The sequence below is a fragment of the Cognatazoarcus halotolerans genome (genome assembly GCF_009800965.1).
In the GTDB taxonomy this organism is placed as follows: domain Bacteria; phylum Pseudomonadota; class Gammaproteobacteria; order Burkholderiales; family Rhodocyclaceae; genus Cognatazoarcus; species Cognatazoarcus halotolerans.
In genome coordinates, this window is the sequence record NZ_WUAF01000024.1 from 1 (window position 1) to 14,273 (window position 14,273).

Genomic DNA, 14,273 nt, shown 5'->3' on the forward strand with positions numbered 1-14,273 from the left:
AGACCGCGCCGATGATAGTGCCCATCCGGGTGTGAAAGTAGGTCATCGTCAGACTAACCAAAAAAGGCCCCTGATAATCCATCAGGGGCCTTTCCATGTCTACAGAGGCGGTCCCGGCAGTCTGGACACGGCGACAAGTGGCTGCTGCTCTCCTGAAAAGGCCCGATAATCAGGATCCCATGGAGATCAGTGATCGCCCCGGGTTTCCTAGGCGGTTTGCCTGCTCGCGGCGTGACGCCGCTCAAACTCCACTGGGACCTGACGACTGAACAGGTCGATCTTTCCCCTAACTACGGCGCCAAATCTCCGGAAATGTAGCTCGCAAGGTGATTGATCGTAGCGGCCTGTTCCGCGATAACCGCTTTGACTGCATCTCCAATAGTTACTATGCCGACCAATGCGCCGTGATCTACGACCGGCAGATGGCGAATCCTGTTTTCGGTCATCATTTGCATGAGACTATCGAGTGTTTGCGTTGGAGAAACCGTCAGGACGTTCGACGTCATGAGATCAGATATCTTGCTGTCCCGGGAGCTCAGACCATGAAGCACCACTTTGCGGGCGTAATCACGCTCGGTAAAAATCCCGAGAAGTCGAGTTCCCTCCGTAACCAGAACTGCGCCAACATCGTTTTCAGCCATGATCTTGAGCGCATCTAGTATGGAGGTCTCAGGTGAGGTACAAAGAACCTTACTGCCCTTACGCTCCAGAATCTGACCGACCGAAGTACTCATGTATGGCCTCTCTTCCTTTTTATGTATTCGCAAAAGTATGACGGGCCAAGATGGCCTTTCATCGCGTTGTCAGGTGCGCATCTACTATTAGCGCTCCATGATCCATGTTAATGCTTCAACTGACAAGAGCATACGGGAACCAAGGGGACGGCAAGGGCAAGCGGGCGGGTCGATTACGTGCATGGTACGGTCAGTAACCAACACGCGCACCGGTTTTCAGATTTCGAGGTTGTCTATCAAGCGCGTCTTCCCGAGCCTTGCCGCTGCTAGCACCACCAAGCTTCGATCATCGCTGCCGGGCCGTTGTAGGTCTTCGCGTCTGCGAACCGAAACATAGTCCGGCCGCCAGCCGTTTTCTGTCAGCTCTGCGACCGCAGTCCGTTCCAGTTCATCGAATGATCGGCAGCCATTCCTGAGTTGTTCGCGGAGGTTCAACAATGTTCTGTAAAGACGTGGTGCTTCTCTTCTTTCTTCCGCAGTTAGATAGCCATTTCGGGATGACAGTGCAAGGCCGTCATCAGCCCGAACTGTTTCACCGGGCAGGACCTCGATAGGCATCGCGAACTGATGAACCATGTTGCTAAGGATCATCAGCTGCTGATAATCCTTCTTGCCGAAAAGGGCGATGTCTGGCTGGACGATATTCAACAACTTCATCACAACAGTGGCCACGCCCCGAAAATGTCCTGCCCGGAACTCGCCCTCTAGCGTTTTTGTCTGCTCTGCTGCGGGTTCGACATGGTAATTCTGGGGGTTTGGGTACATTTCCTGTTCGATGGGGGCGAGCAGATGCCGGACCCCGGCACGTTCGAGCTTGTCGCAGTCAGCTTCGAGTGTTCGAGGATATTGGTCGAAGTCCTCGTTTGGGCCGAACTGAAGGCGGTTCACAAAAATGCTTGCGACCACAGTATCAGCGCGTTCGGCTGCCTGACGCATTAAGGCAATATGCCCTTCGTGCAGATTTCCCATCGTTGGGACAAAGGCGACGCGTCCGAGGCTTGCACGAGCGGAGCGAAACGCTGCGACGGATCTGTAAATTTGCATAACGGCTATCAGTAGCAATGTTCGGCGGACGGGAACGTGCCGTCCTTGACCGAGGTGACGTAGCGCGTAACGGCTTCGTCGATGCTCGAGGAACCGATCATGAAGTTCTTGACGAAGCGGGCTTTGTGTCCGGGGAATACGCCGATCAGATCATGCAATACAAGTACCTGACCATCGCAGTCAGGGCCTGCGCCAATTCCGATCGTGCCCATGCTAGTTAGTGTGCTGGTCAAATCAGCGGCTACGTGTGCGGGCACCATTTCCAAGACTACGAGTGCTGCACCGGCCTGTTCGAGCGCGAGCGCATCCGATTTCAGCCTGGCCGCCCCATCGTCTGTACGACCCTGGACGCGATAGCCTCCGAGTTGATGTACCGATTGCGGCGTAAGCCCGATATGAGCACACACCGGCACGCCGCGTTCGACGAGGAAGCTGACTGTATCCGCCATGAAAGCGCCACCTTCGAGTTTCACCATCTGGGCGCCCGCGGCCATGAGGCACGCAGCGTTGCGCATCGCCTGTTCGCGACTTTCGTGGTAACTGCCGAAGGCCATATCCGCCACGATGAACGGGCGGGAGCATCCTCGCGCAACGCATTCCGTGTGGTAGATCATGTGCTCAAGGGTGACTGGAAGTGTGGTCTTTTGGCCTTGCAGGACATTGCCCAAGGAATCGCCGACAAGGATGACGTCCACGCCACAACGTTCGAGCAAGGCCGCAAAGCTCGCATCGTAGCCTGTGACCATTGCAATCTTTCGCCCTTCGTCGCGCATCTTGGCGAGTGAGTGCAGATTTACCGGCTTCTGTTCCTGTAGGTAGCTCATCCGTACCCTCCTGTGAAGGCGGCAGTTAACATCAAACTGCTGCGTCGCACAAGCCTGTTTGGAGAAAAGTACGCTAGGCCGCGTAGCCGAAGAATTCCCTGAAGCTACGCATGTTCCTCAGGCGTTCCACCAAGAGTTCGAAATCTTCTTCGTGATCGGCCGGATTGAGAATTTCCGCGTCTACGATGAACACCGGTGCAGCCTGGTACTCATAGAAGAAGCGCGCGTAACTGTCGGCGACTTTTTCGAGATATGTCTCGCTGATTCGTCGCTCGGCTTCGAGGCCACGTTTGCGTACGCGTTCCACCAGCGTTTCGGGCTTTGCCTGCAAATAAACCACGAGGTCGGGAGCAGGTGCGATTCTCGGTTTCAGGCTGTCGAAAAGCCGCCGATAAAGTGCCAACTCGTCGTCGCCCAGATTCAGACCGGCAAACAGCGGATCCTTGTCGAGGAGAAAGTCGCTGACGATGCGCTGCGTGTCTTCCGCGTGGAGGAATGCCAGCTGATCGATGCGTTGATAAAGAAAAGACAGCTGGGTGGGAAAGGCCCAGCGTTCCATGTCCTGATAGAAGCGCGCGAGGAACGGGTTCAATTCCGGCTGTTCCAGGATCGGTTTTGCGGCCAGCCGTTCGGTGAGGCGTCGGGCCAGCGAAGTCTTGCCCGCCCCGATGGGGCCCTCCACCACTATGTACCTTGCCTTTTCAAGCATCCGCGTGTGCCTCGTGCCCCGAAATGAAATGGAGATTTTGCGTAGCATACACAAGGCTGCGGGCGGGGGGTAAGTGTGTTTGGCTGATCCCCGGTGGGGCTCTGCGCTCCGAGACGCGTCTGTATGGCGTTCCCGAATCGGTACGAGGGCAGGGGGCGGGAATCCCGGCTCAAGCCTCGATTCTTGCGATGCGTTGATCGGAAACGGATCTGAGCAGATCAGCGACCGGGCCGCGACCTGGAATTACGAGACCCGGTGCGATTTCATGGAGTGGATGCAAGACGAAGGCGCGCAGGTGCATGCGGGGATGCGGAACGGTCAGACCAGTCTCGTCAATCACACGCTCGTCGTACATGAGTAGATCCAGGTCGAGTGTACGTGCGGCGAGCTGTGCTGGACGCACCCTTCCGTGATCCGTTTCCGTCTTTAGCAGAGCCGCAAGGAGTTCTTGCGGGCTCAAGGCGGTGTCGAGTGCAACCACTGCGTTGTAGTAATCCGGCTGCCCGTCACTGACCCCGATGGGTGCTGTGCGATAAATGCTGGAGCGGTTCAACAGCGACGTCTTGTCCAGCCGGGAGAGGCTGTCAAATGCCGACTGAAGAGAAATAACCGGTTGTCCGAGATTGGCTCCGAGTGCAACGTAGGCGCGTGATGGGCGCGCGGCCTTCATTCTCCCGAGGCCCCTGGGGTAGCACCGGCAGCCGGTGATTTGCGTCGCTTGCGGCGGCGCTTGCGCGGGGCGTCGCTATCCGGCTGCAGAAGTGCTGCGCGTTCATCGTGGCCCGCGTGTGAGAAGCGTTCCCACCAGTCGGCCAGCTCCATGGGTAATTCACCGGATTCGGCACGAAGCCTGAGGAAATCCCAGCCGGCACGGTAGCGGGGCTGCTCTATAACTCTGTACGGGGCTTTGCCGGAGCGCTTTTCGAAGCGGGGTTGCAGGGCCCAGATGTCCTTGATGTCACCGGCAATGCGTCGCGTGATGGCCAGCTTGCCCGCCTGCTGATCCAGTACCTGGTCCATGGCCGCAAACAGCGCTGGGTAGATTGCTTCACCGTCAGCCTTGCGACTTTCCCATGCCGCGAGAACTTCATGCCACAGCAGCGTTGCAAACAAAAAGCCGGGAGACACGGGCTTGCCCTGACGAACCCGTTGGTCTGTATTTTCAAGTGAGAGCCAGACGAAGCGTTCGCCCAGTGGTTGCTCGAGGATGACGTCGAGCAACGGCAGCAAGCCGTGATGGAGCCCTTCCTCGCGAAGTTGCTTGAGGCAGGTGACTGCATGCCCGGAAAAAAGCAGCTTGAGCATCTCGTCGAAGAGGCGAGCTGGCGGGACATTGTCGATCAGCATTGCCATTTCGCGGATCGGTTTGCGCGCGTCAGGATCGATACTGAGTCCGAGCTTCGCGCCGAGGCGCACTGCACGGAGCATCCTTACCGGGTCCTCGCGATAGCGGGTACGCGGGTCCCCGATTATCCGCAGCGTCTTCTGCTGCAGGTCAGCGACGCCGTGATGGTAGTCGTGGATGGTTTCGTCCGAGGGGTCGTAGTAAAGCGCATTGACCGTGAAGTCGCGGCGGGTTGCGTCTTCCTGCTGGTTGCCGAAAACGTTGTCTCGCAGGATGCGGCCATGTTCGTCGGTCTCTGTCGATTCCGCGTCCTGTCCGGCGCGGAACGTCGAGACCTCGATGGTTTCCGGCCCGCTCATGACATGCACGATCTTGAACCGTCGGCCGATGATTCGCGAACGTCGAAAGCTTTCGCGTACCTGTTCGGGTGTCGCACTCGTGGCAACGTCAAAATCCTTCGGTGTCAGTCCGGCCAGCAGATCCCGTACTGCGCCACCGACCACATAGGCTTTGTAGCCGCGCTCCTGAAGTACGGCGCAAACCTTTCGTGCCGCCGGTGAAAGTTGCTCGCGCCGCAGGCCATGACGATCGACCGGGATGATGGCGAGTTCCGCGGAGCTCGTCGCTTCCGTCCGCTTGAAAACCCGGCGGAGCAGTTTTCGAATCATTGCCAGGGTGAGTCTCTCAGGTTTGTAAACCTCGGAATGATAACTGAACCGTTGCCCTGCCTGTGAAAAAGGCGGGTTTCGGGTCGATTCGTTGCACGATCATCGCAGGCTGATCACGGGCCAGCCGCGCCGTTCGGCATGACTGCGCAGGGTGTCGTCCGGGTCCACCGCGACTGGATTGGTGATTTTTTCGAGCAGCGGAAGATCGTTGTGCGAGTCGCTATAGAAATAGCTCGATCGAAAGCTGCCGAAGAACAGTCCCATGGATTCGAGCCAGGCATCGACGCGCGCGATCTTGCCGGCCTTGAATGCCGGTGTACCCCGCGGCTGCCCGGTAAAGCAGCCGTCCTGCTGGGCCGGAATGGTCGCGACGAGATGGGGAATGCCGAAGGCTCGCGCGATCGGACCCGTAACAAAGCTGTTGGTTGCGGTCACGATCGCCACCAGGGCGCCCGATTCGATGTGGCCGCGGACAAGGCTGCGGGCAGCCGCCGTCATCATCGGTTCGATCCGTTCCGCCATGAACTCGCGGTGCCAGGCGTCGAGTTCCGCGCGCGAATGGCGGGCCAGCGGCGCCAGCTGGAAGTCGAGAAAGGCGTGGATATCGAGCGTGCCGGCCTTGTAGTGTTCATAGAACTCGAGATTTCGCGCTTCGTATATCTCCCGGTCCACAACGCCACGGCCGATCAGGAATTGCGCCCACTCGAAGTCAGAGTCACCGGCGAGCAGGGTGTTGTCGAGGTCGAAGAGAACGAGGTCCATTCGGTGTTTCCGCGTAAGGGTTCAGATATCCAGACCACGCTGCATCAGCTCGCGGAGCAGCGGCAGCGTGATCGGGCGTTTTTGTTCGAGAGAGCTTGCGTCGAGTGCGTCCATCACGGCGAGCAGGCTTGGCATGTCACGGCGGCCATGGCGCAGGAGGTAGGCCACCACGTCGGTGTCGAGCCGCAATCCCCGTCGTTCGGCCATGCCATGCAGGATGCTGGCACGTTCGTCGTCCGCCAGCGGCAGGACTTCGAAGACCAGACATTGACCGATGCGGGTGCGAAGATCCTCGCGCAAGGGTAATCCCAAGGGCGGTCTGTCGGCGCTAAGGAGCAGCGTCTGGCCAAGCGATCCGGCCCTGTTGAAGCTGTTGAAAAGCGCGATCTGGGCTGTTTCGGAAAGCGCTCCGACATTGTCGATGGCGAGTAGCAGGCCCTCGTCCTCGGGCAGGCAGGCACCGGCCTCGCGGGCGTCGATGGCAATCGCCGGGCGGCCGCCATCCCGAGCAGCGGCCGTTGTTGCCTCGAGCAGATGGCTGCGACCGCATCCGTGGGCGCCCCACAGGAGAAGGTGGTCTGCCAGTGTGTCGGCCCTCTCGCGCAGGGCCGCGACGAGCGCCGCGTTTGCGCCGACGATGAAGTTGTCGAAGCGCGGCGGGGCGTCCTTCGTGATGTCGAGCACCAGTTGTTTCATTGATCGACCTTCGCGCCATCACCATCGCCGCGGTACAGGCTGCTCTCCAGGTACAGCGTGCGCAGTTCCCGTCCGCCGACGAGCAGCGCGGCGCTGACCGGCAGCGCGACCAGCACCCCGACGAAGCCGAACAGTTCTCCGAACGCCATGAGCGCGAAGATCACTGCGAGCGGATGGAGGCCGATACGCTCCCCGACCAGATAAGGCGTCAGAAGAAAGCTCTCGACCAGCTGCCCCAGACTGTACACCACCGCCACGCCAATGATGGGGGGCCAGCCCTGGGCTTGCAGCAACGCGGCCATCAGGGCAAGCAGAAGGCCGGCGCTGAAGCCGACGAAGGGAATGAAAACCAGCAGGCCGGTCATCACGCCGACCGGTAGAGCAAAGCGCAGCCCCGCCAGCCACAGCCCGATACTGTAGAAGATTGCCAGCAGGAGCATTACCGAGAGCTGGCCGCGCAGGAATTCCGACATGACCTGATCGACTTCCGATAGCAACTTCGTGGTCCGCGCGTGCCATGGGCGTGGCACCGTGTCCTCGAGGTAGCCGAGGATGCGCGGCCACTCCTGCAGCAGATAGAACATCACCAGCGGTACGAGGAACAGGTTGGCCACTACGCCAACCAGCGCCATGCCGCCGCTGCGCGCTCGGGCCAGCAGCAAAGTCAGCACGTCCTGGGCGGTGCTCCAGTTGCCGGCCAGCCACTTGCGGATGGCTCCCGCGTCGAGCTGCAGGGTGACGCCGAGTTGGGTTTCAGCCCATGGCAGGACTTTGCTGTTAAGCAGATCTACCAGGTCCGGCAGGCGCTGCACCAGCGCGAGCCCCTCGCGGTATACCATTGGCGTGAGGATCAGGATCAGTAGCATCAGCATGATTCCCAGGCCGACGATCATCATGGTCACCGCGAGCGCGCGCGGGATGCGTCTCGCCACCAGCCAATTGACCCCCGGATCGCAGATATAGGCGAGCACCGCGGCGACCACGAAGGGCGCCAGAATCGGCGAAAGCAGCCACAGGAGCCACAGCAGGCCGGCGCCGACCGCCAGCCAGGCCAGGGACTGCAGGCGGTCGGCACGATTCGAGGACATTTCGGGTAAACTTCCGGTTTTTTGGGGCAATCTTGCGCGCGATGCGGGCAAGGGCGTAACTCTATCCGCTCGCGGGGAGTCGCTCAACCACGCTGGTCGTCACGATTGCCATGCGCACCCGAGAGGAATCACCTTGAGCACCCCAGACCAATCGCTTTCCTACCGCGACGCCGGCGTCGACATCGAAGCCGGCGACGCGCTGGTCGATCGCATCAAACCGCTGGCCAAGCGTACCATGCGCCCCGAAGTGCTCGGCGGCATCGGTGGTTTCGGCGCGCTGTTCGAACTCACCGGCAAGTACCGCGAGCCGGTACTGGTATCCGGCACCGATGGCGTCGGCACCAAGCTGAAGCTCGCTTTCCAGCTCGACAAGCATGACACCGTCGGCCAGGACCTGGTCGCGATGAGTGTCAACGACATCCTGGTCCAGGGTGCTGAGCCGCTGTTCTTCCTCGACTATTTCGCTTGCGGCAAACTCGATGTCGACACCGCTGCGGACGTGGTGAAGGGCATCGCCCGGGGCTGCGAGCTGGCCGGGTGCGCGCTGATCGGTGGCGAAACCGCCGAGATGCCGGGCATGTATCCGGATGGTGAATACGATCTCGCCGGCTTCGCGGTCGGTGCGGTCGAGAAATCCGAACTCATCGATGGTTCGCGCATCGTGCCGGGCGATGTCGTGCTTGGCCTCGCCTCTAGCGGCGCGCATTCCAACGGCTATTCCCTGATCCGCAAGATCATCGATCTGACCAAACCCGAGCTCGACGCGGACTTTCACGGCCGCCCGCTCCGCGACGTGATTCTCGAGCCGACGCGCATCTACGTGAAGCCGCTGCTCGCGCTGATGAAGGCGATCCCCGGCGTGGTCAAGGGCATGGCCCACATCACCGGCGGCGGCATCACCGAGAACGTGCCGCGCATCCTGGCTGATGACCTCACTGCGATCATCGATGCCGGGAGCTGGGAGATGCCCTACCTGTTCCAGTGGCTCAAGGGGGCTGGCAACGTCGCCGAGCAGGAAATGTATCGCGTCTTCAACTGCGGCATCGGCATGGTGGTGGTGGTCGATCCCGCGTTGGCGGACCAGGCTGCCGCGATGTTGCGTGAGGCGGGCGAGACGGTGCACGTCATCGGCCATATTGCCCGTCGAGGCGACGGGCAGGCAGCGACCGTGGTTGCATGATGCCGGGTCTTGGTCAGGCATGATCCCCGCAATGTCCGATCCCGGATGAAACGAAGCGCAGCGGGTGCTGTCTTCACGCTCGAACGGGGATAGCCCTTTCGTGCCGGAGCGCAATGTGTTTCTACTCATTCGAGATTCTGCAACATGGCCACGCTCCGTCGTCTGATTGCCGTAGTGAGTGCGCTTGGGTTGGTCGCCCTGGCGGGATTCGCGTATGTCGCCAACCGTTCGGTCGGCGGGGTTTCGACACCGGCGGCCGATGCCGGCGGCAAGGACAAGGGGGCTCCGGTCAGCGTCGAGACCGCCGAGGTGGAGCGGATCGCCATGCCCGATGAACTCGGTGCGGTGGGAACGCTCAGGTCCAACGAGTCGGTGGTGCTGCGGCCGGAGATTGCGGGGCGTGTCTCGGCAATTCACTTTAAGGATGGCGCAGCCGTCAGCAAGGGGGCCTTGCTGGTTGTGCTGGACGCTGCGACGCAGCGGGCCGAACTCGCCCAGGCAAGGGCGAGCGAAGCCTTGGCGCGGACTAACGCGCAGCGCACCGAAGACCTTTTTCGTCGCAATTTCGTCAGCCAGCGTGCCCGCGACGAAGCCGCCGCTGCGCTGGCCGTCGCCCAGGCGGGTTCCGAACTGCTTGCTGCGCGCCTGCGACAGACCGAGATCCGCGCCCCTTTCTCGGGCGTTGTCGGCATTCGCAGCGTGAGCGTGGGCGACTACGTCAAGGAAGGCGCCGATCTCATCAATCTCGAGGACATCGCCACCCTCAAGCTCGACTTCCGTCTGCCCGACATCTACCTCGCAAGGCTGAAACCCGGGCAGCTGCTGGTGGTCGCGAGCGATGCATTTCCCGATAAATCCTTTTCGGCGCGTGTCGACGCGATCGATCCGCTGGTCGATGCCGAGGGCCGCGCCCTGCGGCTGCGCGCGCACCTCGACAATGCCGAAGGCCTGTTGCGGCCAGGCATGTTTGTCCGGGTGAGTCTGGTGATGGCTGAGCGGGAAGGGCTCGCCGTGCCGGAAGAGGCGCTGATGCCTTCCGGCGAGGGGCCGTTCGTGTTCGTGGTGCGCGATGACAAGGCGGTGCGGGTGGCAGTGACGACCGGCAGCCGGCGCAATGCCCAGATCGAGATCCGTTCCGGCGTCGGTGCCGGCGAGCGGGTGGTGACCGCGGGGCAGATCAAGTTGCACGATGGTTCGTCGGTCATCCAGGTCGATCGGCCGGCGACGCCCGGCGCGGCGAACTGAGCGCCCGCCGTCATGCTCCTTCCGGACCTGTGCATTCGGCGACCGGTGCTCGCCACCGTGATGTCGCTGGTCGTGGTGCTGCTCGGGCTGGTTTCGTACGACAAGCTCACCGTACGCGAATACCCCAAGATCGACGAGCCGGTGGTCACCGTACGCACCACTTATCGGGGGGCCAGCCCGGAAATCGTCGAATCGCAGGTCACCAAGCCGCTTGAGGATTCACTGGCCGGCATCGAGGGCGTGGACGTGCTGTCCTCGATCAGTCGCCAGGAGGATTCGCAGATTTCGATCAAGTTCAAGCTTGAGCGCGATCCGGACAGTGCCGCGGCGGATGTCCGCGACCGCGTGTCGCGGGTGCGCCAGCGGCTGCCGGACGACATCGACGAGCCGGTGATTGCCAAGGTCGAGGCCGACGCGAACCCGATCATCTATCTAGCCTTTTCAAGCGATCGCCATTCGCCGTTGGAGGTGACCGATGTCGCTACCCGCATCGTCAAGCCGCGGCTGCAGACCCTGCCCGGTGCTGCCGACGTGCGGGTTTTCGGCGACCGACAGTATTCGATGCGGATCTGGCTCGATCGCACCCGGCTGGCCGGTTTCGGTTTGACCACCCAGGACGTCGAGGACGCGCTGCGCCGGCAGAACGTGGAGATTCCGGCGGGGCTGATCGAAAGCCGCAAGCGAGAGTTCGCGGTGGTGGCGCGAACCGATCTCTCGCGCGTCTCCGAGTTCGAGGATGTCGTTGTGCGTCCCGCTCCCACCCCGGACGGCTATCCGGTGCGAATCAGGGACATCGGTCGCGTCGAGGTGGCCGCAGCTTCCGAGCGCACCTCGGTGCGCTTCAAGGGCAAGTCGGCCGTGGCGCTCGGGCTGATCAAGCAATCCACCGCCAATCCGCTCGACCTCGCCCGCGCCTTGCACGCCGAGCTACCGCGCATCATCGAGGATCTGCCGGAAGGCATGCGGGTCGATATCTCGAACGATTCGACGGTGTTCATCGACCGTTCGATCAAGGCGGTGTTCTCGACCATCGGCGAAGCCGTGTTGCTGGTGGCAGTGATCATCTTCGTGTTCCTGCGCAACTGGCGGGCGGTGATGATCCCGCTGGTAACCATCCCGGTCTCACTCATCGGCTCGTTCGCGCTGATGCTGTTGTTCGGATTTTCGATCAACACCCTGACCCTGCTCGCGCTTGTGCTCGCGGTGGGGCTCGTGGTGGACGACGCGATCGTGGTGCTGGAAAACATCTACCGCCACATCGAGGCGGGCATGCCGCGCCGCGAGGCGGCTTTCAAGGGTGCCAGGGAGATCGGCTTCGCGGTGGTCGCGATGACCATCACGCTGGCCGCGGTGTATGCGCCGGTGGCCTTCATGACCGGCCGCACCGGCAAGCTGTTCACCGAGTTTGCGTTGACGCTGGCTGGCGCGGTGCTGGTTTCGGGCTTTGTGGCGCTGACGCTGTCACCGATGATGTGCTCGAAGATGCTGCGCCACGACGCGTCGCACGGCTGGCTCTACAACGGTGTCGAACGGGCGCTCGAGGCGATGACCCGAGGGTACCGCGGACTGCTTGCCGCGGCACTCGGCATGCGCTGGGCGGTGATGCTGCTTTTCGTGCTGGTTGCCGGGTCCGCGGCATTGCTGCTCGGCAGCCTGAAGTCGGAACTCGCGCCGGTCGAGGACCGTGGTTTCGTGATCGGCATCTTTTCCGGTCCCGAGGGGGCGACGATCGAATACATGGATCGCTATGCCCGCCAGCTCGAGGCCATCTACGCGGAAACGCCGGAGGTCGAACGCTATTTCGTGGTTACCGGCAGTCCTACCGTCTCGCAGGGGATATCGTTCGCGGGCCTGCGCGACTGGAGCGAGCGCAGCGTGCTGTCCACCCAGATTGCCAAGCAGCTCCAGCCAACATTCGCGGCAGTGCCCGGGGTGCTGGCATTCCCGGTCACGCCGCCGTCCTTGGGCCAGCGGGCCCGTTCGCGACCAGTGAACTTCGTGATCATCACGTCCGCTTCGTACCGCGAGTTGCAGCGCTACACGGATCAGTTGATGGCGGCGATTGCCGACAACCCCGGTTTTGTCGCGGCCGATACCGATCTCAAGCTCACAAAGCCCGAATTGGCGGTGAGCATCGATCGCGACAAGGCGGCGGATCTGGGGCTGTCGGTCGATGTGGTCGGCCGAACGCTCGAGACGATGCTCGGCGGCCGCCAGGTCACCCGCTACAAGCAGGATGCGGAGCAATACGACGTGATCGTGCAGGTGGCAGGCACCGAGCGCAGCGAGCCGCGCGACATACGGGACATCTTCGTGCGCGGCAAGAATGGACAGATGATCCCGCTGGCCAGCGTGCTCAGGGTGAACGAGACGGTCAGTCCGCGCGAACTCAATCATTTCGGTCAGCGCAGGGCCGTCACGATCTCGGCCAATCTCGCACCAGACTACGCGCTTGGCGAGGCTCTCGGTTTCCTGGAGAACACCGCCCAGCGCATTCTGCCGGCCGGTTATGCGATCGACTACAACGGCCAGTCACGTGATTTCCGCGAGAGTTCGTCGAGCCTGGCGCTGACCTTCGTGCTCGCGCTGGCGTTCATCTATCTCGTCCTGGCCGCGCAGTTCGAGAGCTTCCGGGATCCGCTCATCATCATGCTGACGGTGCCGTTGTCGATGGCCGGTGCCCTTGCCGCGCTGCATTTCACCGGCGGCACGCTCAATGTTTATAGCCAGATCGGTCTGGTGACCCTGGTCGGTCTGATCACCAAACACGGCATCCTCATCGTCGAATTCGCCAATCAACTGCGCGAGCAGGGCCGCTCGATTTTCGAGGCGGTTTCGGAAGCCGCGGTGTTGCGTCTGCGGCCCATCCTGATGACCACCGGCGCAATGGTGCTCGGGGCCATACCGCTCGCTCTGGCCAGCGGTGCAGGGGCGGAGAGTCGGCAACAGATCGGCTGGGTGATCGTCGGTGGAATGCTGCTGGGCACCGTCCTCACGCTGTTCGTGGTGCCGACGGTCTATACCCTGCTGGCGAGGCGCGAGCGTGAGATGGCCGCCGGGGGCGAACCCGGAGGCCTCCAGCCGGCCTCGTCCGACTAGACGGCCTCTTCCTCTTCTTCCAGTTCCGGCTCCACTTCACGCCAATGGTTTTCCTTCTGGCGATCGAAGTGGCGGGTGCCGACCCGCCGGAAGCGCTCGGTGTCGGGGCTGCGTCGCCATAGGGCGATGCTGATCGCGTGTTCTCCCAGATCTAGCGCATGAAAGGATTCACCCTTTTTCTCGCAGCGTGGAGAGGTCGGGCTCGCGGTGCCGCTGCCGACCACGCAGCGCAAGCCCTCCTGGTAGAGGATGCCGATTTCGGTACGATGCCTGTGGCCCCACAGCAGCAGATCCACCTCTCCCTCGTGACACAGGATCTTCAGCGCCTCGGCGGCACCGTGCATGCCGCCCATCTTGTCGCCCGGCCTGTCGTCGAAGGGGTGATGGGTCGCCACCACGCGTAACTGGCCGCTGCGACCCCCGGCAAGATAGGCGGCCGCCTCCCGGGCTGCCTCGGGCTGGATTCGTCCTGCTTTCCACACTGCCGGATTGGTGCTGTCGATCAGTGCCAGTCGCATTCTGTCGGCGTCCACCCGGGCGTCGGGGCGGGGGGATACCAGCCGGCGAAAATCCTGCAGCGGGTCGACCAGTCGGCGCCAGGGTGGCCAACGCGGAAGATCGTGATTGCCGGGCGTGGCCACCCAGGGGGCACCGAGGCCATCCAGATAGTCACGTGCGCTGCCCAGCTCGCTCGCGCGGCCACGCTGGGTAAGATCGCCGGTGACCACGATCAGGTCCGGCTTCAGCGAGCGGATCGCCTGCTTCAGCGCCGCAGCCGAACCCGCCGTCTGGTCACCGAAATGGAGGTCGCTCAGGTGGATCAGTCGCAGGCAGTCATGGGTGCGCGTGTCGTTCATCTTCGGGGCTCGCTGACGCTTG

At 62.0% G+C, this 14,273-nt stretch carries 13 protein-coding genes; 3 read left to right on the top strand and 10 right to left on the bottom strand.

The features are described from left to right. Positions 1-290 precede the first annotated feature (290 nt). From GQB03_RS20270 to GQB03_RS20310, 9 genes are all read right to left on the bottom strand, one after another. A complete protein-coding gene (locus GQB03_RS20270; RefSeq protein ID WP_046532531.1) occupies positions 291-734 on the bottom strand; it encodes a CBS domain-containing protein in 444 nt (147 codons plus the stop codon). A 216-nt stretch (positions 735-950) separates the two neighbouring features. Continuing rightward, on the bottom strand, positions 951-1,778 hold the full coding sequence (panC, locus tag GQB03_RS20275; RefSeq protein ID WP_159693204.1) for a pantoate--beta-alanine ligase: 828 nt from the start codon (positions 1,776-1,778) through the stop codon (positions 951-953). Positions 1,779-1,786: 8 nt separating this feature from the next. Beyond that, positions 1,787-2,602, bottom strand: coding sequence for a 3-methyl-2-oxobutanoate hydroxymethyltransferase (gene panB / locus GQB03_RS20280; protein ID WP_159693206.1), 816 nt, complete (start codon positions 2,600-2,602; stop codon positions 1,787-1,789). 73 nt (positions 2,603-2,675) lie between these two features. Continuing rightward, positions 2,676-3,311, bottom strand: coding sequence for a deoxynucleoside kinase (locus tag GQB03_RS20285; RefSeq protein ID WP_159693208.1), 636 nt, complete (start codon positions 3,309-3,311; stop codon positions 2,676-2,678). Between the two features lie 169 nt (positions 3,312-3,480). Further along, a complete protein-coding gene (folK, locus tag GQB03_RS20290) occupies positions 3,481-3,981 on the bottom strand; it encodes a 2-amino-4-hydroxy-6-hydroxymethyldihydropteridine diphosphokinase (protein ID WP_159693210.1) in 501 nt (166 codons plus the stop codon). Next, positions 3,978-5,324, bottom strand: a complete 1,347-nt coding sequence (gene pcnB, locus GQB03_RS20295; RefSeq protein ID WP_159693212.1) for a polynucleotide adenylyltransferase PcnB — start codon at positions 5,322-5,324, stop codon at positions 3,978-3,980. The genes folK and pcnB overlap by 4 nt, the downstream gene beginning before the upstream one ends. 99 nt (positions 5,325-5,423) lie before the next feature. Further along, on the bottom strand, positions 5,424-6,086 hold the full coding sequence (locus GQB03_RS20300) for a histidinol-phosphatase (RefSeq protein WP_159693214.1): 663 nt from the start codon (positions 6,084-6,086) through the stop codon (positions 5,424-5,426). Positions 6,087-6,107: 21 nt separating this feature from the next. After that, the gene (gene hda, locus GQB03_RS20305) at positions 6,108-6,782 is read right to left on the bottom strand and encodes a DnaA regulatory inactivator Hda (RefSeq protein WP_159693216.1); all 675 of its coding nucleotides are present in this window, start codon (positions 6,780-6,782) and stop codon (positions 6,108-6,110) included. Further along, entirely contained in the window at positions 6,779-7,870 is a 1,092-nt protein-coding gene (locus GQB03_RS20310) for an AI-2E family transporter (protein WP_159693218.1), read from the bottom strand. The genes hda and GQB03_RS20310 overlap by 4 nt, the downstream gene beginning before the upstream one ends. A 133-nt stretch (positions 7,871-8,003) precedes the next feature. Between GQB03_RS20310 and purM the strand changes: the two genes are divergently transcribed. The 3 genes from purM (at position 8,004) to GQB03_RS20325 (ending at position 13,394) form a co-directional block, all read left to right on the top strand. Then, positions 8,004-9,050 carry a phosphoribosylformylglycinamidine cyclo-ligase gene (gene purM, locus GQB03_RS20315; protein ID WP_159693220.1) on the top strand — a complete coding sequence of 349 codons (1,047 nt, stop codon included), beginning with the start codon at positions 8,004-8,006 and terminating at the stop codon, positions 9,048-9,050. A 144-nt stretch (positions 9,051-9,194) separates the two neighbouring features. After that, on the top strand, positions 9,195-10,295 hold the full coding sequence (locus GQB03_RS20320) for an efflux RND transporter periplasmic adaptor subunit (protein WP_159693222.1): 1,101 nt from the start codon (positions 9,195-9,197) through the stop codon (positions 10,293-10,295). A gap of 12 nt (positions 10,296-10,307) precedes the next feature. Beyond that, the gene (locus tag GQB03_RS20325; RefSeq protein WP_159693224.1) at positions 10,308-13,394 is read left to right on the top strand and encodes an efflux RND transporter permease subunit; all 3,087 of its coding nucleotides are present in this window, start codon (positions 10,308-10,310) and stop codon (positions 13,392-13,394) included. On the opposite strand, the gene GQB03_RS20330 is transcribed toward GQB03_RS20325, so the two are convergent. Next, positions 13,391-14,251 carry a metallophosphoesterase family protein gene (locus GQB03_RS20330; protein WP_159693226.1) on the bottom strand — a complete coding sequence of 287 codons (861 nt, stop codon included), beginning with the start codon at positions 14,249-14,251 and terminating at the stop codon, positions 13,391-13,393. The two genes, GQB03_RS20325 and GQB03_RS20330, sit on opposite strands and share 4 nt — an antisense overlap. Positions 14,252-14,273: the final 22 nt, after the last annotated feature.

Coding starts and splice junctions, on each gene's coding strand:
- GQB03_RS20270 (WP_046532531.1), bottom strand. CDS start 734: ATGAGTACTTCGGTCGGTCAGATTCTGGAGCGTAAGGGCAGTAAGGTT.
- panC (WP_159693204.1), bottom strand. CDS start 1,778: ATGCAAATTTACAGATCCGTCGCAGCGTTTCGCTCCGCTCGTGCAAGC.
- panB (WP_159693206.1), bottom strand. CDS start 2,602: ATGAGCTACCTACAGGAACAGAAGCCGGTAAATCTGCACTCACTCGCC.
- GQB03_RS20285 (WP_159693208.1), bottom strand. CDS start 3,311: ATGCTTGAAAAGGCAAGGTACATAGTGGTGGAGGGCCCCATCGGGGCG.
- folK (WP_159693210.1), bottom strand. CDS start 3,981: ATGAAGGCCGCGCGCCCATCACGCGCCTACGTTGCACTCGGAGCCAAT.
- pcnB (WP_159693212.1), bottom strand. CDS start 5,324: ATGATTCGAAAACTGCTCCGCCGGGTTTTCAAGCGGACGGAAGCGACG.
- GQB03_RS20300 (WP_159693214.1), bottom strand. CDS start 6,086: ATGGACCTCGTTCTCTTCGACCTCGACAACACCCTGCTCGCCGGTGAC.
- hda (WP_159693216.1), bottom strand. CDS start 6,782: ATGAAACAACTGGTGCTCGACATCACGAAGGACGCCCCGCCGCGCTTC.
- GQB03_RS20310 (WP_159693218.1), bottom strand. CDS start 7,870: ATGTCCTCGAATCGTGCCGACCGCCTGCAGTCCCTGGCCTGGCTGGCG.
- GQB03_RS20320 (WP_159693222.1), top strand. CDS start 9,195: ATGGCCACGCTCCGTCGTCTGATTGCCGTAGTGAGTGCGCTTGGGTTG.
- GQB03_RS20325 (WP_159693224.1), top strand. CDS start 10,308: ATGCTCCTTCCGGACCTGTGCATTCGGCGACCGGTGCTCGCCACCGTG.
- GQB03_RS20330 (WP_159693226.1), bottom strand. CDS start 14,251: ATGAACGACACGCGCACCCATGACTGCCTGCGACTGATCCACCTGAGC.